A 21,897-nucleotide genomic window follows, 5' to 3' on the forward strand; every position below is an offset into this window, starting at 1 on the left:
GGGTCCCGTGCGCGTCACGAAGTTCACGCATTCCTGCCTGCGCGTCGAGGGCGGCGACGCCGTCCTCGTCGTCGACCCGGGCGCGTTCAGCGAAAGGTCGGCCCTTGACGGGGCCGACGCCGTGCTGATCACGCACGAGCACTTCGACCATCTCGACACCGATGCTCTGGCGGCCGCGCTCGTCAAGCACCCCGGCCTGCGGGTGTACGCGCACCCCCAGGTGCTGCCCAAGCTGGAGGCGCTCGCGGTCACGGCCGTCGAGGCCGGAACGGAGTTCACGGCGGCGGGCTTCAGCGTCCGCGCGTACGGGGGTCAGCACGCGGTCATCCACGCGGACATCCCGCGGATCGCCAACCTGGGCTACCTGATCTCCGACGGCGCCGGCTCGGTGTACACGCCCGGCGACTCGTTCACGGTGCCCGACGAGCACGTCGACACGCTCTTCGTGCCGCTGAACGCGCCCTGGATGAAGCTGAGCGAGGCGATCGACTTCGTCCGCGCGGTCAAGCCGGACCGGGCCTTCGCGCTGCACGATTACCTGCTCACCGACACCGGCGCGCAGGTATCCGACGGGCACCTGGAGCGGCTGGGCGGCACCAGGTACGCGCACGTCGCGCCCGGCACTACCCTCGACTGACGTGCCGGCCAGCACCGAGGAGCTGATCCGGGCGCTCTACGAGGCGCCGCCGGACGGGTTCGTCGCGGGCCGGGCCGCCGCGGTGGCGCAGGCCCGGGAGGCCGGCGACAAGGAGACGGCGAAGCGGCTGGCCGCGCTGCGCAAGCCGACCGTTGCGGCCTGGCTGGTCAACCTGCTCGCCCTGCGCCGGCCGGAGCTGATCGACGAGCTGGTCGAGCTCGCCACCGCGCTGCGCGCGGCACAGCGCGGCCTGCACGGCGAGCAGCTGCGCGAGCTGTCCACCCAGCGCCGCCAGGTGGTGTCCGCGCTGGTCAACGCCGCGCAGCGGCTGGCCGTCGAGGAGGAGCCCGGGCTGCGCACGGTGAAGCTGCCGATGGCCGAGGTGGAGGCGACGCTGACGGCGGCGCTGGCCGAGCCGGAGGTCGCCGAACAGGTCCGCGGCGGGCGGCTGGTGCGGGCGGCGACCTACGCCGGCTTCGGCGAGGTGCCCCGGCCCCGGCTGCGCCTGGTCACGGCGGAGGATCCGCCCGAGCCGGCGGCCGGGGAGCCCGAGTCCGCCCCGGTGCCGTCACTTTCGGACGAGCGGAAGCGGCGGGCCGACGGCAAGGCCCGGCAGCAGCGGGCCGAGCGCCGGCGCGAGCTCGAGCGGGAGCTGACCGCGGCGCGGGCGGCGGACACCCGGGCGCGTACCCGCCTCGAACGGGCCGAGGCGGCCGAGCGTGACGCAGCACACGCGGTTGACGAGATCGAGGAGCAGCTCGCCGAGCTCGAACGGCAGCGGATCGTCGCGCAGGCCGAGCTGTCCCGGCGCAAGCTGGCCCGACGCTCGTCGGAGCGCGACGCGTCGGCGGCCCGGCGTCAGGTCGGCGACGTCGAGGCGGCGATCGAGGATCTCGACGCCGATGAACCGGATCATTAGCCGGTTTCCTGAACCGGTCAGGGAGAGCAGAATCGGGCGCGTGACCCCCGAACAGGCATCCGCCAACGCCAAGCCGGGACTCGCCAAACTCGTCGGTGCGTTCGCTGAGTCGCCGCAGACGCTGCGCCGCGCGCGGCTGATGGGTTTGTCCGGGTGGGCCTACCACGTGTCGGCGCGCGCGGGTGCGCTGGGCGACGTGCGCCCGGAGACGGTCGCCGCGGCGATCGGTTTCATCGCGCCCGACGCCGTGACCGACGGCTGGGAGGCGGCGGCCAAGACCACCCCGCCGGTCGAGGTGGCCGCCTGGCACCTGCACGAGCTGTGCCGGTGGGGCGTCGCCGAGCTGGGCGGCTTCCCCCGGCTGAACCGGCTGCTGGAGCTCTCGAAGCGGGTCGTGTCCGCAGTGGACGCCGCCGGGCTGCCGCTCTTCGCCGCGTGGCGCGCGATGCCGGTGCCCGAGACGGCGCCCGGCGCGCAGGCGGCGGTGATGCTGCACCTGCTGCACGAGCACCGGCTCGGCGTGCACGTGGTCGCGGTCCGGGCCAGCGGGCTCACCCCGTTGCAGGCGATCATCGCGGGCCCGGACGGCGAGACGGACGCGGTGGCGTTCGGCTGGCAGCCGCCCTACCCGTCGCCGGGGCCGATAGTGCGCCGCCTGATGTGGGCGGAGTCGGTCGCGGACTCGCTGGCCGGCCAGGCGTACGCGCAGCTCGACCGGGCCGAGCGGATCGAGCTCTGCGGGCTGCTGGAGTCGCTGTCGCACCGGCTCGGGTGACGAACTCCGCCGCGGGCGGGCTGAGCCCCCGATTTCGGTTGGCCGTCGCGCCGTTATGTGCTCAGATTTCCGGGTGACCGGACTGCCTGCGGGCTGGCGCACCCGCCGCCCCACGCCGGCGGACGTGCCCGAGATCCTGCGGCTCGCGCACGCGAGCGACATCGCGGCCGTCGGCGAGCCCGACTTCACGGCCGAGGAGGTGCGGGAGGCGCTCACCGCGCCGCACACCGACCCGTCCCGGGACTGCTGGGTGGCGCTGGACGCCGCCGGAGAGATCGTGGGCTGGGCCTACCCCGGCAACGCCACGGGCGACGACCGCGAGTTCATCGAGGTGTACGCGTGGCCGGGGCGCGGCGAGCCGGCCCTGCGGTGGCTGCTGGGCCTGCTGCTGGAGCGGGTGGTGGAGCGCGGCCGGGAGTTCGGACACGACGTGTACACGGTCCGGGCGGGTGCGATACCCACCGAGACGGAGTGGATCGCGGCGCTGACCGAGGCCGGGTTCGGCTTCCTCAAGCAGCACGCACGCATGATCATGTCGCTGACGGGCGCGCCGGTCACGGCGCCGGAGCCGGCGCCGGGCGTCACGGTCCGGCCGCTGCGCCACGACGACGAGGCCGAGCTGCGCCGGTTCCACGCCACCATCGAGGAGGCGTTCCGCGACAGCGACCACCGGGAGACGGACTACGAGACCTGGCGGAGCCGGTGCGCGGCCGAGTCGAGCATCGCCTGGGACGAGTGGTTCGTCGGCGAGGCCGACGGCGAGTGGGCCGGCGTGCTCCAGTCGTCCGACTCCGGCGCCGAGGAGAACGCGGGCTGGGTGCGGTCGCTGGCGGTGCTGCGGCCGTACCGTCGGCGGGGTGTCGGTGAGGCGCTCCTGCGCCGGGCCTTCGCGGCCTATGCGGCCAAGGGCCGCGCGACGGCCGGCCTCGGCGTCGACCTGGCGAATCCGACGCGGGCCGCGCGGCTCTACCGCGCGGTAGGTATGCGCCCGATGTACCAGGCGAACATCTACCAGCGGACCGTTCAGACCTCGGGCGACGACGTCCGGGTCGGGCGGCCCCGCAGCTCGGCGACGTAGTCGTCCGGCGCGCCGGCCTTCTCGGCCGCGTTCGCGATCTCGGACAGGTACCAGGCGGTCGGCATGCCGCCCTCGTAGCCGTCGAAGACGTAGACCCAGGCGCTGAACTCGCCCTCGAGCGTGGAGACACGCACGGTGAGCTTCTGGTAGGCGCCGGCGGTCACGCCCTCGACCTCGTCGAGCTGCGCGGCGTCCCACGGGTGCACGTCGTAGAGCGAGACGAAGACCCGGTCGCCGGGCGACTCCACGATCGTGGTGACCGCGCCCTCCCAGCCCATGTCGCCCTCGCCGGCGAAGGTCAGGCGCCAGCCCTCCACCCACCCGACCCCGACCATGGGCGAGTGCGGGCAGTAGGCCCGCATACGGGCCGGATCGAGGTTTGAGCCGTACGCGGCGTAGTGACCCACGGCGATGACGATAGCCCGGACGGGCGGTAGTGGAGAATACGAGGCGTGCGTGTCGGCACATCAGAGGTACGAAAGCGACAAAACTTAGCAATGGAGGTCGGAGTATCGTGAGCCGGATCGTGATCATCGGCGGTGGGCCGGGCGGGTACGAGGCGGCGCTGGTCGCCGCACAACTCGACGCGGACGTCACCCTCGTCGAGGCCGACGGGGCCGGCGGCGCGTGCGTGCTCTCCGACTGCGTCCCCTCGAAGACCTTCATCGCCAGCTCGGAGGTGGTGACCGGCTACCGCCACAACGAGCGGTTCGGTATCCGCTCGGCGGGCCTGTCCGGCGTGACGGTCGACGCGAAGGCCGTCAACGACCGGGTCAAGCAGCTCGCGCTGGCGCAGTCCGGCGACATCCAGGCCAAGCTGATCAAGGCGGGCGTGGACGTCGTCACGGGCCGTGCGCGGCTCGGGGAGGACACTCTCGGTCACACCCACCAGGTCCTGATCACTCCCGTGGGTCGCGCGGGGTACGCCGTGGACGCGGCGACCGTGCTGATCGCGACCGGTGCGACCCCGCGGGTCCTGCCGACGGCGGTGCCCGACGGTGTGCGCATCCTCGACTGGCGGCAGGTCTACGACCTGGACGAGCTGCCCTCGCACCTGGTGGTGATCGGTTCGGGCGTCACCGGCGCCGAGTTCGCCAGCGCCTACCTGGCCATGGGGATCAAGGTCACGCTGGTGTCGAGCCGCGAGCGGGTCATGCCGCACGAGGACGCCGACGCCGCGATGGCCATCGAACGGGTCTTCCGCGAGCGCGGCATGACGATCCTCAACCAGTCCCGGGCCGACTCGGTGGTCAACACGGGCGACGGGGTGCTGGTGACGCTCTCCGACGGCCGCACGGTCGAGGGCTCGCACGCCCTGATGGCCGTCGGCGCGGTGCCCAACACGGCCGACCTGGGCCTGCGCGAGTACGGCGTCGACGTGGCGAGCGGCGGCTACGTGACCGTCGACCGGGTGTCGCGCACCAACGTGCCGGGCATCTACGCGGCCGGCGACTGCACCGGCGTGCTGCCGCTGGCCAGCGTCGCCGCCATGCAGGGCCGGATCGCTATCTGGCACGCGATGGGCGAGGCCGTGGCGCCGCTGCGGCTGCGCACGGTCTCCGCGAACGTCTTCACCGACCCGGAGCTGGCCACCGTCGGCGTCTCACAGAACGACGTCGACGCCGGCAAGGTGCCCGCCCGCCAGGTGATGCTGCCGCTGACCGGCAACGCCCGGGCGAAGATGGCCGGCCTGCACGACGGTTTCGTCAAGCTCTTCTGCCGCCCGGCCACGGGCCAGATCGTCGGCGGCGTGGTCGTCGCGCCGAAGGCGAGCGAGCTGATCCTGCCGATAACGATGGCGATCGAGAACAACCTCACCGTGGACCAGCTGGCCCACACGATCACCATCTACCCGTCGCTCTCCGGTTCCATCGCCGAGGCGGCCCGGCAGCTGATGCTGCACGACATTCAGTAGCGGCCCGGTGGTCCCGGATCCGCGCCGCGGATCCGGGGCCTCAGCTGCGGGCGCCGGCCGGGTGGTCGTCGGTCGCCTCGCCGCCGGACTCGTCGGCGAGGCGCAGGGCCTCGGCCTCCTTACGCCCGCCGAACAGCGCCAGGATCCAGCCCGCGGTGCCGAAGATGACCGCCGCCGTGGCGGCGATGGAGAACAGGCGCCAGGCCGACTGGGTCACCGCGGTGCCGCCGACGTGCCCGACCAGGCCGCCGTACGTGGCCCAGCCCAGCGCCGCGGCACCGTCGTAGATCACCCAGAGCTTGATCGGGTAGCCGCTGCGCCCGGCGTTGTAGCCGGCCGCCATCCGCCCGCCGGGAACGAAGCGGCAGAGCAGGATCACCAGCGGGCCGGGCCGGCGCAGGCCGCGGGTGAACCGCACGGCCGCGCGCTTGGTCTTCGAGTCCGGCTTCTCGACCTGCTCGTTCCTGGGCGCGAAGCGCTGCCGCAGGGCGGTCAGGCGCCCGCTGAACCAGTGGCCGCCCGTCTGGCCCGCCGTGCGGCCCAGCACGAAGGCGATGGAGTCGCCGGTGAACATGCCCAGCGCGCCGACCGCGATGACCAGCGGCAGGCTCAGGTTGCCGTAGACGGTGAGCGCGCCGGACGTGATCATGATGGCCTGGATCGGCACGACCGGGATCATCGCGTCGATCGCCAGGAACCCGAAAAGAGCAAGGTAGGCCCACGCCGGTGTCGCCACTACGGTCAACAAATCGGTCATCGGTCGGCCACCTCGCGGCTGTCACGCACACGGCATTGTCCCTGTGCGCCCCTGAGAATGAGCTGAGTCCAGGATGCGCTCTGATCAGGCCCAGGTAACGGTGATGCCCGACACGGTACGTGTTGAACGATCCCGCCGTTGGCCTTTATGCGGGCAACGGCGATCCCCGACGGTGTAGACCCGGATCGGGCGCTTCTGATGGGGGCCGCGCACGCGTACCGTGGGGGCCAGTCCCCGATACGCCGGGTCCCCCGTTCCCGGTGTCTCGGGCGAGCGGCGCCCGCCCGGCCTCGTGCCGGGTGTGTAGCGCCCGGGCCGTCGGTAGGTCCCGTACCGGCGGCCCGCCTCATGCCGGCGCCTGATCGCGCTGCTGCACCGATCGCGCTGTTGTACCGATCGCTCTGTTGCGCCGTGAAAAGGCCGTGACCGGTGTTACCCGCGCGCAACGAGTCGCCCGTAGTGTCAGGCCATGGCGGATCTTTTCGAGGAGTACCGCCTCGGCCCCGGCTGGGACGAGATGTTCGGCGAGCTCGGCATGCCTCGGGAGACCTACGAGGCCCTGCACGCGACGCTGCAACCGCTGTCGAGCGCTGAGCTGGGCGTTCGGGCCGAGGTGCTGGCACGGGCGTTCCTGGACCAGGGCATCACGTTCGCGCTCAAGGGCGTCGAGCGGCCCTTCCCGCTGGACATCGTGCCGCGGATCATCGCCGCCGCCGAGTGGCGCAAGGTCGAGCTGGGCGTCGCGCAGCGGATCCGCGCCCTGGAGGCCTTCCTCGCCGACGTGTACGGCGCCGGCCAGGTCCTCGCGGACGGCGTCGTGCCCCGGCGCATCATCGCCACCAGCGCACACTTCCTGCGTGCCGCGGCGGGCATCAACCCGCCGAACGGCGTCCGGATCCACGTCGCCGGCGTCGACCTGATCCGGGACGAGCAGGGCAGGTTCCGGGTGCTCGAGGACAACGTGCGGATACCGTCCGGCGTCAGCTACGTCATGGAGAACCGCCGGGCGATGGCCCAGGTGCTGCCGGAGGTCTTCGCCGCCACCAAGATCCGTCCAGTCGAGGCCTATCCGGCGATGCTGCTGCGCGCGCTGCGGGCCGCCGCGCCGGTCGGCATCGGCAATCCGACCGTCGTGGTGCTCAGCCCCGGCGTATACAACTCGGCGTACTTCGAGCATGCGCTGATCGCCCGCGAGATGGGCGTCGAGCTGGTCGAGGGCCGCGACCTGGTCTGCGTCGGCAACCAGGTGGCGATGCGCACGACCGCGGGCGAGCAGCGGGTCGACGTCATCTACCGGCGCATCGACGACGATTTCCTTGACCCGGTGCACTTCCGGGCCGACTCGGTGATCGGCGTGGCCGGGCTGCTCAACGCGGCCCGCGCGGGCCGGGTCACCATCGCCAACGCGGTCGGCAACGGCGTCGCCGACGACAAGCTCCTCTACACGTACGTGCCGGATCTCATCCGGTACTACCTCGACGAGGAGCCGCTGCTGCCCAACGTGGACACCTACCGGCTGGACGAGCCCGGCGTGCTGGACCACGTGCTGCCGCGCGTGGGCGAGCTGGTGCTCAAGCCGGTCGACGGCGCCGGCGGCGCGGGCATCGTGATCGGCTCGCAGGCCACCGAGGCGGAGCTCGCCGCGGTGACCGCGAAGATCGTGGCCGATCCGCGTGGCTGGATCGCCCAGCGCGAGGTGAAGCTCTCCATGGTGCCGACGCTGATCGGCAACCGGTTGCGCGGGCGCCACGTCGACCTGCGGCCGTTCGCGGTCAACGACGGCGACCGGATCTGGGTGCTGCCCGGCGGCCTGACCCGGGTCGCGCTGCCGGAGGGTGCCCTGGTCGTGAACTCCAGCCAGGGCGGCGGCTCCAAGGACACCTGGGTGCTCGCCGACGCCGACGACCCGTCGCCGTTCCAGGTGCCGCACCCGCCCGCCGAACCGGCACGGCCGCCCGCGGCCGGCAGCCCGGACCCGGGCCCCGGCGCCGGCATTGGCGAGTCGCAGCAACAGCAACAACAGCAGCAACAGCAGGGAGGGCCGCGGTGCTGAGCCGGATCGCCGAGTCGCTCTACTGGATCGGCCGGTACGTCGAGCGGGCCGAGGACACCGCCCGCATCCTCGACGTGCACCTCCAGCGCATCCTGGCCGACCCGTGGACGAGCGAGGATCAGGCCTGCCGCTCGCTGCTCGCGGTCATGGGCATGCCGATCGAGGACCAGCCGTTCACCTCCGCCCGGGTGGTCGGCCTGCTCGGCCTCGACGAGCGCAGCCCGAGCTCGGTGGTCGGCGCGCTGGCGGCGGCGCGGGAGAACGCCCGCGGCGCCCGCGAGACGGTCTCCTCGGAGATGTGGGAGTGCCTCAACTCGACCTGGCACGGCCTGCCCAACGCCCGGCGCCGGGTGGAGCAGCAGGGTGTGCACTCGTTCTTTCGCTGGGTGCGCGAGCGGTGTGCGGTGATGGCGGGGCTGACCGACGCCACCATGAGCCGCGACGAGGGCTGGCTGTTCCTGGTGCTGGGCCGCAACGTCGAGCGGGTGGACATGACGGCCCGGCTGCTGCGTACGCACGAACGGGCCGGCGGGAGCATTCCGTCCTGGCTGACGCTGCTGCGTTCCAGCGGGGCGTGGGAGACGTTCCTGCGCACGTACCGTGGCTCCCTGGATGATCGCCACGCGGCGGAGTTCCTGCTGCTGGACCGGCTCTTTCCCCGCTCGGTCTTCGCGGCACTCTCGACGGCCGAGTCCTGCCTGACCGACCTGGAGCCGGACCCGGGCCGCGCGGGCGTGGCGACGGACGCGCAGCGGATCGTCGGCCGGGCCCGCACCAACCTGGAGTTCCGCGGCGCGGACGAGCTGATCGACGACCTGTCACCGGTGCTGGCCAGCCTGGAGAAGACCTGCTCCCAGGTGAACGAGGCGGTGTCCCGCCGCTATTTCCGCCAGACTACGGCGGTCAATTGGGTGCGAGGAGCGGCATGAGCGAGCTTGCGAGCGAATCATCGGCTCAGGTTGAAACTCATGTCGTCGCCGAAGCGCCAGCGGAGGGGACGGCATGAGCGGGCCGTTGGTGGATAGCTGGCGGCTGAAGATTCAGCACAAGAGTGGGTTCGACTATGCCGGGCCGGTGTCGTCGTCCTACAACGAGGCGCGGATGTGGCCGCGTAACGAGAGTCACCAGGCGGTGCTGGATGCGCGCGTGGAGGTGTGGCCGCCGGCGCGCACCTATCGCTACGAGGACTACTGGGGCACGGTCGTCACGGCGTTCGACGTGCACGCGAAGCACGAGGCGCTGACCGTGACGGCGACGTCCACGGTGGAGACCCTGCCGCCGGGCGACCTGATCGAGCAGGGCGAGGGCGCCGCCTGGGACGAGCTCGAGATGCCGGAGAACGTGGACCGCTGGTACGAACTGCTGGTCGCGTCGAAGCGGACGGTCCTGGACGCCGAGCTCGCCGGGATCGCGGCGGATATCCGGGGCGCGCACGGCACGCCGCACGCCGCGGCGCTGGCCGTCTGCGAGTTCGTCCGTGGCGAGGTCGCCTACCAGCCGGGCGCGACCGGCGTGCAGAGCGACGCGTTGCACGCGTGGGCGCAGCGCAAGGGCGTCTGCCAGGACATCAGCCACCTGACGGTCGGTCTGCTGCGGGAGATGGGTCTGCCGGCCCGGTACGTGTCGGGCTACCTGCACCCGTCGCCGGCGGCGGCGATCGGCGACAGCGTGGTGGGCCAGAGCCACGCCTGGGTCGAGTGGTGGGTCGGCCGCTGGACGGCCTTCGACCCGACGAACGGCGTGCCGGTCGGCGAGCGGCACGTCGTGGTCGGCCGGGGCCGCGAGTACGGCGACGTGCCGCCGCTCAAGGGCGTCTACGCGGGCCCGCAGAGTACGGGCCAGGGCGTCGAGGTGACGATCACCCGGCTGCGCTGAGTGCGATCGTCAGCGCCGCACCGATGTAGAGGAGCTGCACCGCGGTGCGCAGGGGCAGCGGGGTGGCCGGCTTCCCGCCGAGCGTGACCCGGTGCCGGGCCGCGTGGACGTTGGCCGGGAACATGACCACCATCAGCAGCGCGAGGCACGCCGCCGCGAGCCGGTAGGTGGTCGGCAGCAGCAGGCCGGCCGCGCCGGCGAGCTCCAGCACGCCCGTCGCCGTGACCAGCAGGTCCGGGCGGGGCAGCCGGGGCGGAACCATGGCGATCAGGTCCGCGCGGCGGCCGAGCCCGAAGTGCGCGAGCCCGGTCAGCACGAACATCAGGGCGAGCCCGGTGCGTAGGGCGGGCAGCCATCCGTCCAGGGCGTCGACGCCGAGCAGTCCGAGCAGGCGGGCGAGGCCGGTGCCGCCGACGAGGGTGATCAGGGGTGCCATCTGGGGTCCTCCAAACTTGTCACTGACAAGATGCGCCTCGGATCGCTATCTTGTCAATGGAAAGATATGCTGGCCACATGGCGAAGGAGCGGTACCACCACGGCGACCTGCGCCGGGCCCTGCTCGACGCGGCGGCTGAGGCGATCGCCGAGAGCGGGCCGGCGGCGCTGAGCCTGCGCGACCTGGCCCGCCGGGCCGGCGTCTCGCACGCGGCGCCGACCCACCACTTCGGAGACAAGCCCGGCCTGCTCACGGCGCTGGCGGCGGAGGGCTTCACTCAGCTCGCGGCGGCGCTGGCCGAGACCCGCGCGACGACCGGAAGCTTCCTGGAACTGGGCGTCACCTACGTCCGGTACGCGACGACGCACCGGGCGCACTTCGAGGTGATGTGGCGGCCGGACCTCTACCACGCCGACGACGCCGCCCTGGCCGCCGCGCGGGAACGGGCCGGCGACGCGCTCTACGCCGGGGTCGCGGACCTGCCGGACGGCCGGGCCGGCGCCGACGGGCCGGGGGTGCGGGAGGCCGGGCTGGCCGCGTGGTCGCTTGCGCACGGCTTCGCGACGCTGTGGCTCAGCGGCTCGCTACCGCAAACCTCTGAGACGCCGGACGAGGCGGCCCGCGCCGTCCTGCGCCGGCTGAACCACGGTGCCTAGGCTCAGGAGATCTCGCAGATCACGGCGCCGGCGGTGACCGTGGCGCCGGCCTCAACCGACAGGCCCGAGACCGTGCCGGATCGGTGCGCCTGGAGCGGCTGCTCCATCTTCATCGCCTCGACGACCACGATCACGTCGCCCTCGGCGACCAGGTCGCCGTCCTGAACCGCGACCTTGACGATCGTGCCCTGCATGGGAGCCGCCAGCGCGGCCGCACTGGCGCCCGCCGCCTGCTTTACGGACCCCGAACGGCGGGGCTGAGGGCGGGCTGGGCCGACTGTGCGCGTACCGGAAATGAGGTTTGCCGGTAGGCGCACCTCCAGGCGCTTGCCGGCGACCTCGACCACGACGGTCTCGCGGTCCGGCGCCTCTGCGGCGGCCGCCGCGGCCGGCGCGAAGGGTTCGACGCCGCCCTGCCATTCGGTCTCGATCCAGCGGGTGTGGACGGTGAAGTCGATGAACGCCGGGTCGCGCACGACGAGGCGGTGGAACGGCAGGACCGTCGCCATGCCCTCGATGACCGTCTCGTCCAGGACGCGGCGGGCGCGTTCGAGAGCCTCGGTGCGGTCGGCGCCGGTCACGATGATCTTTGCGAGCAGCGAGTCGAAGTTGCCGCCGATGACGCTGCCCGTCTCGACGCCGGTGTCCACCCGCACGCCCGGCCCGCTCGGCCAGGTCAGGTCAGTGACCTGGCCTGGGGCCGGCAGGAAGCCGCGGCCCGCGTCCTCGCCGTTGATCCGGAACTCGATCGAGTGGCCGCGCGGCGCCGGGTCCTCGGTCAGCGCGAGCACGCCGCCGTCGGCGATGCGGAACTGCTCGCGGACCAGGTCGACGCCCGCGGTCTCCTCGCTGACCGGGTGCTCGACCTGTAGCCGCGTGTTGACCTCGAGGAACGAGATGGTGCCGTCCTGGCCGACCAGGTATTCGACCGTGCCGGCGCCGTGGTAGCCCGCCTCGCGGCAGATGGCCTTGGCGCTCGAGTGGATGCGGGTGCGCTGGTCCTCGCTGAGGAACGGCGCCGGCGCCTCCTCGACGAGCTTCTGGTGGCGGCGTTGCAGGGAGCAGTCGCGGGTGCCGACGACGATCACGTTGCCGTGCGTGTCCGCCAGGACCTGGGCCTCCACGTGCCGGGGCCGGTCCAGGTAGCGCTCGACGAAGCACTCGCCGCGGCCGAAGGCCGCGACCGCCTCGCGCGTCGCGGACTCGAAGAGCGAGGGGATCTCGCCCAGCGTCCGGGCGACCTTGAGGCCGCGGCCGCCGCCGCCGAACGCCGCCTTGATCGCGACGGGCAGGCCGTGCTCGACCGCGAACGCGACGATCTCCTCGGCGTTCCGGACCGGCTCGGCCGTGCCCGGCACCAGCGGGGCGCCCGCGCGCTGTGCGATGTGCCGGGCGGTGACCTTGTCACCCAGGTCGCGGATCGCGGCCGGCGTCGGGCCGATCCAGGTCAGGCCCGCATCCAGTACGGCCTGAGCGAAGTCGGCGTTCTCCGACAGGAAGCCGTAGCCGGGGTGCACGGCGTCGGCGCCGCTGCGGGCGGCGACGTCCAGGAGCTTGTCGAAGCGCAGGTAGGTCTCCGCCGCGGTCTCACCGTCCAGGGCGAACGCCTCGTCGGCGAGCCGGGCGGGCATGCCGTCGCGATCGGCGTCCGCGTAGACGGCCACGCTGGCCAGGCCCGCGTCCTTGCAGGCTCGGATGACTCGGACGGCGATCTCGCCGCGATTGGCGATCAATACCTTGCGCACGGGGTGAGCCTATCGTCAGGTACCGGCAAAATTCTCAGTCAAGTTTGCCTATTAGGCTGTGAGATATGTCGGCGACCCGCATGATGATCCTCGGCCTGGTCCAGTGGATGCAGCCCGTGCACGGCTACGACGTGCGCCGCGAGCTGCTCAGCTGGAGTGCCGACAAATGGGCCAACATCCAGCCCGGCTCGATCTACCACGCCCTGCGCAAACTCGCCGACGAGGAGTTGCTGCGCGAGGTGGCCACCGAGCAGGTCGGCTCGCGCCCGGCCCGGACCACGTACGAGATCACCGAGAAGGGCGCCGAGGAGTTCACCGCGCTGCTGCGCGGCAACTGGTGGTCGATCGCGACGCCGCCGGATCCGTTCATGGCCGCGTTCTCGTTCCTGCCGGCCATGCCGCGCGCGGAGGCCGCCGCGGCGCTGCGGAACCGGGCGGCGCAGCTGGGCGCCGGGAACGAGCAGCTCCGGGCCGCGATCGGCGCCGACTGGGCGCGCTCCAAGCCGACCTTCGTGACGTGGATGTGGGAGCTCTCCATGGAGCGCTCGGAGGCGGAGATCCGCTGGTGCGGGCGGATCGCGGGGCTCATCGAGTCGGGCGAGTCGTATCTGCCTGTCGGGGTGAAGGACCCGGCGCCATCGGGATGGCAAGACCTCTGATTAATCAAGTTTGACTAGTCGCATCGACAAGTCCTACGCTGCCTCACGACCGGTGGCGGGCATCCGTCCGCCCGGGACTGGGGAGCACCATGATCGAAACACGGGGACTGAGGAAGTCCTTCACCTCCCGTCAGGGTCGGGAGAAGAAGATCGTCGAGGCCGTCCGCGGCGTCGACCTGTCGGTGGACGAGGGCGAGATCTTCGGCTTCCTCGGGCCGAACGGCGCCGGCAAGACCACGACGCTGCGCATGCTCGCCACGCTCGTCGAGCCGGACGGCGGCGACGCCGTCATCGCCGGCGCCGACCTGCGCAAGAACCCCGGCGAGGTCCGCCGCCGGATCGGCTACGTCGCGCAGGGCGGCAGCACCTGGGACGACTCGACCGCCCGCGAGGAACTGGTGTTGCAGGCCCGCCTCTACGGCGTCTCGAAGTCCGACGCGCTGGCCCGCGCCGCGCGCGTGCTGGATGGCTTCCAGCTCAGCGAGTACGCCGACCGCAGGTGCAAGACGTACTCCGGCGGCCAGCGCCGCCGGGTCGACATCGCGCTCGGCATCATCCACGAGCCGAAGGTGGTCTTCCTCGACGAACCGACCACCGGCCTCGACCCGCAGAGCCGGGCGCACATGTGGGACGAGGTCCGCCGGCTGCGCGACGAGGGCATGACCGTCTTCATCACCACGCACTACCTGGACGAGGCGGACGCGCTCTGCGACCGCATCTCCATCATGGACAACGGCGAGATCGTCGCCTCCGGCACGCCGGCGGAGCTCAAGCGCGAGATCTCCGGCGACATCGTGACCGTCGGAGTGCCGTCACCGACGCGGGCCGCCGAGGCCCTCGGCTCGGCCGACTTCGTCAGCAAGCTGGAGACACAGGACGACAGCGTGCGGCTTTACGTCGACGAGGGCGCGACTGCCATCCCGCTGATCCTTCGGGCGCTGGACGCCGCGTCCGTGCCGCTGGAGTCGATCGAGCTGCACCGGCCCAGCCTCGACGACGTGTTCCTGACCAAGACCGGCCGATCCCTGCGGGAGAGCTGAGCCATGAAGCTGCTGCGTGACACCTCACTGATCTTCCAGCGGCAGATGCAGCTCCTGCTGCGCAACCCGGTCTGGATCCTGGTCGGCGTCTTTCAGCCGGTGATGTACCTGCTGCTGTTCGCCCCGCTGCTCAAGCCGGCGCTGGGCGTGCGCTCCAACGCCGAGGCGTACGAGATCTTCGTGCCCGGCCTGCTGGTCCTGCTGGCCATCTTCGGCGGGCTGTTCCAGGGCTTCGGCCTGATCGCCGAGCTACGGGCGGGCGTGATCGAGCGCTCCCGGGTCACCCCGGTCAGCCGGTTCGCGCTGCTGCTCGGCCGGTCGCTGCGCGACACCGTCTCGCTGCTGGCGCAGGCGGTCATCATCACGCTGCTCGCGCTCCTCTTCGACCTGCGCGTGTTCATCGGCTACCTGCTGCTGGCGTTCCTGATGCTGGCCCTGATCTCGCTGATGACCTCGGCGCTCTCCTACGGGGTCGCGCTCGCGGTCAAGAGCGAGGACGTGCTCGCGCCGATGATGAACACGGTCGCCCAGCCCGTCCTGCTGCTCTCCGGGATCCTGCTGCCGCTGACCTTCGCACCCGGCTGGCTGCAAGGCATCGCGGACTGGAACCCGTTCTCCTGGGCGGTCAGCGGCGTGCGGGCGCTGTTCATCGGCGACCTGGCCGCGCCGGAGGTGTGGCAGGGCCTGGCCATCATGGCCGTGCTCGCGGGGCTCGCGCTGACCTGGGCGGCAAGGCTGTTCGCCCGCAGCGTGCGCTGACGGACTACCGGCGCCGGGCCATCGTCAGCCCGTCCGCGATGGGCAGGATGACCAGCTCGACGCGGTCGTCGTCGCGGGCCAGATCATTGAAGGCGGCGATGGCCCGGCCGTTCTCATCCCGCGGATCAACGACCTCCCCGGACCACAGGACGTTGTCGATCAGCAGGACCCCGCCGGGCCGCACCCTCGGAACGAGCTCGTTCCAGTACGCCGGGTAGCCGCCCTTGTCGGCGTCGACGAAGACCAGATCGAGGTGCGGCTCGGCGGGCAGCTCCCGCAGGCGTTCGGCCGCCGGCCCGATCCGCAGCTCGATCCGGTCGTCGACGCCGGCACGCTTCCAGTACCGGCGGGCGATCCCGGTGAACTCCTCGGAGATGTCGAAGCAGGTCAGGCGCCCGCCGTCGGCGAGCCCGCGGGCGATGGAGAGCGAGGAGAGCCCGGTGAAGGTGCCGACCTCGACCGCATTCCGTACGCCGATGAGGCCCGTCAGCAGGCGCAGGAAGGCGGCCTGCTCCGGCGCGACCTGCATGACGGCGTCCCCGGGCAGGACGGCCCGGGTCTCGGCGATGAGGTCGGCGGTGATCTCATCGGGCGGGGTGCTGTGGCTCAGCAGGTACTGGTGCAGGTCCGCGGTGAGCGAGAGCCCTTTGTAGGTCATGCGTCCTCTTTCCGGCTCGTGCGCCAGAGCTGGGGAATCGTTACGCCGAACGTCATGAGCAGGCGGCGGAGCAGCGGCAGGGACAGGCCGATGACGTTCCCGGCGTCCCCCTCGATCCGCTCGACGAACGCGCCGCCCTTACCGTCGATGGTGAACGCGCCGGCGACGTGCAACGGCTCGCCGGACGCGACGTAGGCCTCGATCTCCCCGTCGGTGAGGTCGGCGAAGTGCACGACGGTGGCTCCGACGTCCTCGGCCTGCTTGCCGGTGGTGAGATCGGTCAGGTGGTGGCCGGTGTGCAGCACGCCGGAGCGGCCGCGCATGGCACACCACCGCTTGACGGCCTCGGCGGGGGTGTGCGGCTTACCGAGGATCTCCCCGTCGAAGGCCAGCACCGAGTCGCAGCCGAGAACGAGCACACCGGGATCGGCGGAAAGGGTCGCGGCGACGGCGCGCGCCTTCATCCGGGCCAGGGAGAGACAGAGTTCGGCGGCGTCGGCGGCCTCAACAGTGGACTCGTCCACGCCGCTGACGAGGACCTCCACGTCGATGCCGGCGGCGCTGAGGAGGGCCCGGCGCGCGGGGCTCGCTGAGGCGAGCACCAGGCGCGGGGAAAAATCGGTCTGCACGAAGAACAACGCTACAAGTCCGGCTATTCGCGCCGGGTCAGGGGGAGGCGCCCGGCCGGCGGCGCGCGAGCAGGAATGCAATCAACCCGCCGAGGACAACCACGACAGCGACACCGCCGACGATGAACGGGGTCGTGCTGCCGGCGGGCTCGGTCGCCGAGGATGCCGCGGCGCTGGCCGACCGGGTCGGCGTCGGCGCGGTCGACGGGCTCGCGCTCGCGGAGGGAGCGGCGCTGTCACTGAGCGCGGCAACAAGGTCGAGAATGCCATGACCGTAGTCGGCATCAACGCCAGGCTTACCCTTGTCGATAGCGGTGGATTCAAGCCGCGCCACGACCTCTTCCGCGGTCATGTCCGGATACTTGCTGCGCAGAAGTGCCGCCGCGCCGGAAACGATGGCCGCGGCGTCGGAAGTGCCGGTGCCGGAGCGGTAGCCGTCGTTACGTCCGGTGCTTTCGATGTCCTCGCCCGGCGCCATCAGGTCCAGCGCGGCTCCGGAAACCGAGACGGCCGCCTTCTTGCCGGAACGGTCGATCGCACCGACAGCGACGATGCTTTCCAGGAAGGCCGGCGCTGTAATGCCGACATCCTCCGGCTTGTTGCCGGCGGCCGCGATGATGACGACGTCCGCGTCCTGGGCCGCCTTCACGGCTGACAGGGTTGCGGGGTCGATGCCGCCGCCGAGGGACAAGTTGATGACCTTTGCGCCGTGTTCTGTTGCGTAGGTGATTGCCTCACCAATTCTGGCATTTTTTTGCGGCTTCTTATCAAATACCCGAATAGGGAGGATTTTGGCGTCTGGCGCGATGCCCAGGGCGCCGGTCTTCTCGCCGCCGTGAGCTGCGATCAGTCCAGCCATCCCGGTGCCGTGCCCAGTCCGGTCTGTTCGCCCATTGCCGCCGCGTTCGAGGAAGTCGGTGCCGTTCAGAACGGTTCCGGAAAGGTCCGGGTGGTCGGACACGCCCGAGTCGATAACCGCAACGGTCACGCCCTTTCCGGTGCTTGTGCGCTGCGCCTCCGCGACGTCCAGGAACTCGAGGTGCCATTGCTTGTCTCTTACGGCATCGGCGCCAAGGGCCGGCGTGCCACAGAGAGCGGCGCTGGCCCCAGCCAGCGCCGCCGCAACCACTGCCAGGAAGCGTCGGGTCATCTCTGGAAGCCGATGGCGGGTCCGGGGTCGACCGGGCCTGGAGCGCCTGGCGGAAGCACCACCGGTTCGACGCCCTCCTCGGTTGCCCACGGGTTGTCCGGATCCCATCGCTTCGACTCGGGGTCGTCATGTCGGCTGCGGCCCTTGCCGGATTGATTGACCAGCGAGCCGTTCGGAGTCATGCCGCGACCGGCCGGGCCGCCCTGCTGCCCGATGACACCGCCGACCGGGTTGACCCGAGCCGCACTCCCGGCCCGGCCACCGGTGTTTCCCGCGGGCATCTGTCCGATGACTCCGCTGCCGGGAGTCGCGCCGATGACCCCGCCGGATGGCATGGTCATGCGGTTGGCGGGACCAGTGCCCATACCGTTCTTGACCGATATCCCCGGGGGAAGGCCGTTGGGGGGAACCAGTCCGGGTCCGCCGGGCGGCGCGATGAGGCCGGGCATAGGGCCGGGAGTCGCGATCGGCGGCGCAGGGCTGGGCCCCGGACCGGGCGGAAAGCCCGAAGTCGGGGGAGGAGCCACGGCAGTGGGGTTGACGCCGCCCAGAACCAGCCCACCGCCCAAGCTGGAACCAGGGGGAACCGGGCTGGCCGGAGCGGTTGTCGAGTGCGACACCGGGCTGACGGACGGTCCAGAGCCGCCGGCGTTTCCCGCCCCGGGAGGGGGAATCACTGGTGCTACGGCGAATCCAGGTACCGGGTTGGTGCTCGACTCGCCGTCGGGTGGATCATCCCGCGAGATACTTACCGGGTCGTAATGCCTGGGTTTCTGGAGGGCCGCGTTTCCGCTGATCAAGGTGCTGCTGAGGTCGTACATGATGGCGCGGGCCTGGTTGTTCAGTTGCTCCTGCCGCGCTGATGACACCGGCGGGGGACCGGGCGCCGGTGTCGGCCTTGGCTCCGTCACCGCGGCTGCCTCGTCCTGCTTTGCCTGCCAGTCGACGACCAGCTGCCGGTTCGCCTCGTATTCGTCGAGGATGGGCTTCAGTTTCGTCCGGGCCAGGCTCAGGGTGAGCGTCACCGTCGCGAAGGTCGTGTAATTCGCGGACGCGGCGTCGTGGGTTGCCTGGAGGTCCACGAGCAACTGGTCGAGGCGCTCGATGTAGGCGGCCGCGGCCGGGCTCTTCGAGGGCGGCCAGACGGCGGCCAGGTTGTCGCGGTACATCTGGACCTGTGCGCGGTGCGCGAGGGTCAGGTCGGCGGTCTTGCGCCAGCCCTCGACGACGTCGTAGTGCGGGCCGGTGTCCTGGTTGGCGATCGTCGACCACATGAAGCGAACGTCTTTCGACATCCAGTCCGTGCCGCCGTAGCCGCCACCGCCGTCAGCGATCAGCATCAGCCGTCCACCTTCGTCTCGCCGCTCAGGGGATCACTCGCGGCGGCGAAGGCGTCGGTCACGTCCGCCACCTTCGCGTGCGCGTAGGCGTCGGTGGTGCCGTATTCGTCGCTGATGGACTTGGCGACCGTGGCGAAGTGGTGTGTGCCGTCGCGGAAGTTGAACGCGTTGGAGAAGGTCTGTTGCTGCACCTCGTGGTGGCGGGTGAGGAAGCCGCCCAGCTCGGGAAAGTCGGCGCTTCCCGCCGGTAGCTCGGTCAGCATGGCCGTGACGACCTGCTGTAGGTGGGGCTCGTAACCGGTGGCGACCTCGTTGGCCAGGGTCGCGGCGAACTCCTCCATCGCCTGGATGTCCGTCTCGATCGAGCCGAAGTCATCGATCCACGACGGTGGCTCCCTGTCCACAGGCATCGCCGGTGCCTCCCCCGAGAATGCGAAATCTCTCGCGAGAGTAGTCCGTCGTCGCCCGCCTTCGCAGTCCCCGTTAGTGGCTGTGGACGAACGAGGCCGGTCGATGCCTAACGGGGTAGCGCCGACTCCCGCCACGACGTCCGGCCTGCGGCTGGGCGGGCGCTCCTGGTCCAGGCGGAGATCGACGGGCGTCCGGAATGTGAATCCGGGCCGGTGTGCCCGCGGGCCACGACGCAGACCAGCGCCGCGAGTTCCTCCGGGGTCGGTGCACCCCGGACGACTTTGACCAGCGGTTCCTCATTCATTGATCAAGGATACGACGGTTCGGGTGGTTCCCGGTGACACGCGTCCCACACTCGGCTGATCGATTCGCTGCGGCTCGACATGACCGGGTATTTTCTGCGTGATGTCTACTTCCCCCCCGCTTGTTGTCGCTGACCGCTACCGGCTCGTTTCGCCGCTCGGTCAGGGCGGGATGGGTCGCGTCTGGCGGGCGACCGACGTCGTCCTGCACCGCGAGGTCGCCATCAAGGAGCTGGTCCCGCCGCCTGGGCTGACGGCCGAGGAGCGGCGGGAGATGCGCGAGCGCTCGCTGCGTGAGGCTCGCGCCATCGCCCGGCTCAACAACATCAACGTGGTCCGCGTCTTCGATGTGCTGCGCACCGACGCCGACCCGTGGATCGTCATGGAGTACGTGCCGTCCCGCTCGTTGCAGGACATTCTGGCCGCCGACGGACCCTTCAACCCGGTCCGGGCCGCCGAGATCGGGCTGGGCGTGCTCAACGCCCTGCGGGCCGCGCACCGCGCCGGAGTCGTGCACCGGGACGTGAAACCGGGCAATGTGCTCATCGGCGAGGACGGCCGGGTCGTGCTCACCGACTTCGGGCTCGCCACCGTGCCGGGCGACCCCAACGTGACGCGGACCGGCCTCGTGCTGGGTTCGCCAGCCTACATCGCCCCCGAGCGGGCCCGGGACGGCGCGGCCGGGCCCGGCGCCGACCTGTGGTCGCTCGGCGCGACGCTCTACGCGGCCGTCGAGGGCGCGTCGCCGTTCGCGCGGCCGTCCGCGATCGCCACGCTGGCCGCGCTCGCTACCGAGAACCCGCCGCCGGCCCGCAACGCCGGGCCGCTCAAGCCGGTGCTCAACGGCCTGCTGCGCAAGGATCCCGCGCACCGCATCAACGCCGAGGAGGCCGAGCGGCTGCTGCTGCGCGCCACCGGCCGCCGGTCGAGGCTGAGCTTCCCGATGAGCCCGACCATGCGCCGGCCGGGCGCGGGCCGCGAGCGCCCGGCGCCCACCCTCGCCCCGCCGGTCGTGCCCGGCGTCTCGGCCTCCGCGCCCGTCGTGCCGGGCCCGCGCCCGCCGGTCAGCCCGGCCGGTGGCGGCCGTCCGCCGATCTTCACGCCGGGCAAGGCATCGGTCGGGGGCACCCCGGCCCGGGCCGAGGCCCCGAAGCCGCCCGCGCTGGATGCCACCCGGATCGAAAACCTAGACCGATCCCGTACGGGTGCAGCATCGTCCCCGCCAACACCGGCATCGAAGTCGGCTGCGCATGGCACCGCCCCGGACGCGACGATGCGCGGGTCGGGCTCCGCACCGGGGTCGTTCACGGCCGACGAGGTCGCCGTCGCCCGCAAGGGCTCCACGGGCCGGACGGGCGCACCGGCCGCCGCCACGCCGCCGGAGCCCCAGCAGCCCGCCCCGCCGGCACCCAGGGCCTCGTCGGCGGCGCCGACGGTGGCCGACCGCCCCGCGGCGACGTCATCGGCGACGACCGCCGCCGCACCTGGCGACCCGGTCGTCTCCGACGCCGCCGGTTCCGCACCGGCCGCGTCCGGCTCGGCGGCCGTGGAGGCCGTGACCGCGGCGGCCGCGGCGGACGCGGCGACCTCGGTGGAGACGCCGGGCGCGACCTCGGTGGAGACGCCGAACACGACCTCGGTGGACACGCCGGACGTGACCGCGCCGGAGACGCCTGACGCGACCGCGCCGGAGACGCCGGACGTGACCGCGCCGGAGACGCCGGACGCGACCGCGCCGGAGACCACCGGCACGGATGAGCCGGAAACTGCGGTCGCCGACCCGGCGGACGGCGGTTCGGGCACCGCCGAGCCGAAGAAGAGCCGCCAGCCGTTCGGCCCGCGGCCCTCCGAGGCGCGCACGGCCGAGCCGGCCGTCGCCGCGCCCGCGGACGAGGCCACGACGAAGACGGACGCGGAACCGCAGGTCGAGGAGGTGCCGGCCGAGGACGCGGGCGCCGCCACGACGCCGGTCGAGGGCGCAGCATCGCCCGACCCGGCCGCGACGGAGCCGGAGCCGGAGCAGGCGAAGGAAGCGGAAGCCGCGAAGGCACCCGCGAAGACCGCCCCGGCCACCAAGTCCTCGCGCAAGCGCGGCCGCACCGC

The 21,897-nt window shown here is 71.9% G+C and carries 22 protein-coding genes and 1 pseudogene; 13 read left to right on the top strand and 10 right to left on the bottom strand.

The annotated features are described in order from the left end of the window. Positions 1-7 precede the first annotated feature (7 nt). The 4 genes from BJ971_RS01970 to BJ971_RS01985 all read left to right on the top strand — a co-directional run bounded on the left by BJ971_RS01970 (position 8) and on the right by BJ971_RS01985 (position 3,409). Entirely contained in the window at positions 8-637 is a 630-nt protein-coding gene (locus BJ971_RS01970) for an MBL fold metallo-hydrolase (RefSeq protein ID WP_184989084.1), read from the top strand. A gap of 1 nt (position 638) precedes the next feature. Then, a complete protein-coding gene (locus BJ971_RS01975; RefSeq protein WP_184989087.1) occupies positions 639-1,556 on the top strand; it encodes a hypothetical protein in 918 nt (305 codons plus the stop codon). 40 nt (positions 1,557-1,596) lie between these two features. Then, on the top strand, positions 1,597-2,331 hold the full coding sequence (locus BJ971_RS01980; protein WP_184989090.1) for an SCO6745 family protein: 735 nt from the start codon (positions 1,597-1,599) through the stop codon (positions 2,329-2,331). Between the two features lie 73 nt (positions 2,332-2,404). Next, a complete protein-coding gene (locus BJ971_RS01985) occupies positions 2,405-3,409 on the top strand; it encodes a GNAT family N-acetyltransferase (protein WP_239087473.1) in 1,005 nt (334 codons plus the stop codon). Here the strand turns inward: BJ971_RS01985 and BJ971_RS01990 are convergent. Continuing rightward, on the bottom strand, positions 3,355-3,816 hold the full coding sequence (locus BJ971_RS01990) for a gamma-glutamylcyclotransferase (RefSeq protein ID WP_184989096.1): 462 nt from the start codon (positions 3,814-3,816) through the stop codon (positions 3,355-3,357). The genes BJ971_RS01985 and BJ971_RS01990 overlap by 55 nt on opposite strands. Before the next feature lie 107 nt (positions 3,817-3,923). On the opposite strand from BJ971_RS01990, the gene BJ971_RS01995 reads away from it, so the two are divergent. Next, on the top strand, positions 3,924-5,324 hold the full coding sequence (locus BJ971_RS01995; RefSeq protein ID WP_184989099.1) for an NAD(P)H-quinone dehydrogenase: 1,401 nt from the start codon (positions 3,924-3,926) through the stop codon (positions 5,322-5,324). Positions 5,325-5,364: 40 nt separating this feature from the next. On the opposite strand, the gene BJ971_RS02000 is transcribed toward BJ971_RS01995, so the two are convergent. Further along, positions 5,365-6,081, bottom strand: a complete 717-nt coding sequence (locus tag BJ971_RS02000) for a DedA family protein (protein WP_184989103.1) — start codon at positions 6,079-6,081, stop codon at positions 5,365-5,367. 469 nt (positions 6,082-6,550) lie between these two features. Here BJ971_RS02000 and BJ971_RS02005 point away from each other — a divergent pair, with 469 nt between their 5' ends. The 3 genes from BJ971_RS02005 (at position 6,551) to BJ971_RS02015 (ending at position 10,009) form a co-directional block, all read left to right on the top strand. Beyond that, positions 6,551-8,134 (top strand): circularly permuted type 2 ATP-grasp protein, encoded by a 1,584-nt coding sequence (locus BJ971_RS02005; RefSeq protein ID WP_184989106.1) that lies wholly within the window; start codon positions 6,551-6,553, stop codon positions 8,132-8,134. Beyond that, a complete protein-coding gene (locus tag BJ971_RS02010) occupies positions 8,128-9,063 on the top strand; it encodes an alpha-E domain-containing protein (protein ID WP_184989109.1) in 936 nt (311 codons plus the stop codon). The genes BJ971_RS02005 and BJ971_RS02010 overlap by 7 nt, the downstream gene beginning before the upstream one ends. Before the next feature lie 73 nt (positions 9,064-9,136). Further along, positions 9,137-10,009 (top strand): transglutaminase family protein, encoded by an 873-nt coding sequence (locus BJ971_RS02015; protein ID WP_184989112.1) that lies wholly within the window; start codon positions 9,137-9,139, stop codon positions 10,007-10,009. Here BJ971_RS02015 and BJ971_RS02020 read toward each other — a convergent pair. Next, a complete protein-coding gene (locus tag BJ971_RS02020; RefSeq protein WP_184989115.1) occupies positions 9,993-10,445 on the bottom strand; it encodes a DoxX family protein in 453 nt (150 codons plus the stop codon). The two genes, BJ971_RS02015 and BJ971_RS02020, sit on opposite strands and share 17 nt — an antisense overlap. 77 nt (positions 10,446-10,522) lie before the next feature. Between BJ971_RS02020 and BJ971_RS02025 the strand changes: the two genes are divergently transcribed. After that, complete coding sequence (locus BJ971_RS02025; protein ID WP_184989118.1) at positions 10,523-11,101, top strand: TetR/AcrR family transcriptional regulator; 579 nt, start codon at positions 10,523-10,525, stop codon at positions 11,099-11,101. 2 nt (positions 11,102-11,103) lie between these two features. Here BJ971_RS02025 and BJ971_RS02030 read toward each other — a convergent pair whose 3' ends face one another. Then, positions 11,104-12,846 carry an acetyl/propionyl/methylcrotonyl-CoA carboxylase subunit alpha gene (locus BJ971_RS02030; RefSeq protein WP_184989121.1) on the bottom strand — a complete coding sequence of 581 codons (1,743 nt, stop codon included), beginning with the start codon at positions 12,844-12,846 and terminating at the stop codon, positions 11,104-11,106. A gap of 65 nt (positions 12,847-12,911) precedes the next feature. On the opposite strand from BJ971_RS02030, the gene BJ971_RS02035 reads away from it, so the two are divergent. From BJ971_RS02035 to BJ971_RS02045, 3 genes are all read left to right on the top strand, one after another. Next, complete coding sequence (locus tag BJ971_RS02035; protein ID WP_239087474.1) at positions 12,912-13,505, top strand: PadR family transcriptional regulator; 594 nt, start codon at positions 12,912-12,914, stop codon at positions 13,503-13,505. An 89-nt stretch (positions 13,506-13,594) separates the two neighbouring features. Then, positions 13,595-14,545, top strand: coding sequence for an ATP-binding cassette domain-containing protein (locus BJ971_RS02040; protein WP_184989124.1), 951 nt, complete (start codon positions 13,595-13,597; stop codon positions 14,543-14,545). Between the two features lie 3 nt (positions 14,546-14,548). Continuing rightward, positions 14,549-15,304, top strand: a complete 756-nt coding sequence (locus BJ971_RS02045) for an ABC transporter permease (protein ID WP_184989127.1) — start codon at positions 14,549-14,551, stop codon at positions 15,302-15,304. 4 nt (positions 15,305-15,308) lie between these two features. Here BJ971_RS02045 and BJ971_RS02050 read toward each other — a convergent pair whose 3' ends face one another. The 6 genes from BJ971_RS02050 to BJ971_RS02075 form a co-directional block, all read right to left on the bottom strand. Then, the gene (locus BJ971_RS02050) at positions 15,309-15,962 is read right to left on the bottom strand and encodes an O-methyltransferase (protein ID WP_184989130.1); all 654 of its coding nucleotides are present in this window, start codon (positions 15,960-15,962) and stop codon (positions 15,309-15,311) included. Next, positions 15,959-16,591: a Maf family protein gene (locus BJ971_RS02055; RefSeq protein ID WP_184989133.1), complete on the bottom strand. Its 633-nt coding sequence runs from the start codon at positions 16,589-16,591 to the stop codon at positions 15,959-15,961. The genes BJ971_RS02050 and BJ971_RS02055 overlap by 4 nt, the downstream gene beginning before the upstream one ends. Positions 16,592-16,628: 37 nt before the next feature. Then, a complete protein-coding gene (mycP, locus tag BJ971_RS02060) occupies positions 16,629-17,741 on the bottom strand; it encodes a type VII secretion-associated serine protease mycosin (RefSeq protein WP_184989135.1) in 1,113 nt (370 codons plus the stop codon). Further along, positions 17,738-19,081, bottom strand: coding sequence for a hypothetical protein (locus BJ971_RS02065; RefSeq protein WP_184989138.1), 1,344 nt, complete (start codon positions 19,079-19,081; stop codon positions 17,738-17,740). The genes mycP and BJ971_RS02065 overlap by 4 nt, the downstream gene beginning before the upstream one ends. After that, the gene (locus BJ971_RS02070) at positions 19,081-19,491 is read right to left on the bottom strand and encodes a hypothetical protein (RefSeq protein WP_184989141.1); all 411 of its coding nucleotides are present in this window, start codon (positions 19,489-19,491) and stop codon (positions 19,081-19,083) included. Before BJ971_RS02070 ends, BJ971_RS02065 begins: the two co-directional genes overlap by 1 nt. A gap of 107 nt (positions 19,492-19,598) precedes the next feature. Further along, positions 19,599-19,796: an acyl-CoA carboxylase subunit epsilon gene (locus BJ971_RS02075; RefSeq protein ID WP_184989143.1), complete on the bottom strand. Its 198-nt coding sequence runs from the start codon at positions 19,794-19,796 to the stop codon at positions 19,599-19,601. A 101-nt stretch (positions 19,797-19,897) separates the two neighbouring features. Here BJ971_RS02075 and BJ971_RS02080 point away from each other — a divergent pair. Continuing rightward, a pseudogene (locus BJ971_RS02080) lies at positions 19,898-21,196 on the top strand (serine/threonine-protein kinase); the annotation flags it as partial. Between the last annotated feature and the right edge of the window lie 701 nt (positions 21,197-21,897).

It is taken from the genome of Amorphoplanes digitatis (assembly GCF_014205335.1).
In the GTDB taxonomy this organism is placed as follows: domain Bacteria; phylum Actinomycetota; class Actinomycetes; order Mycobacteriales; family Micromonosporaceae; genus Actinoplanes; species Actinoplanes digitatus.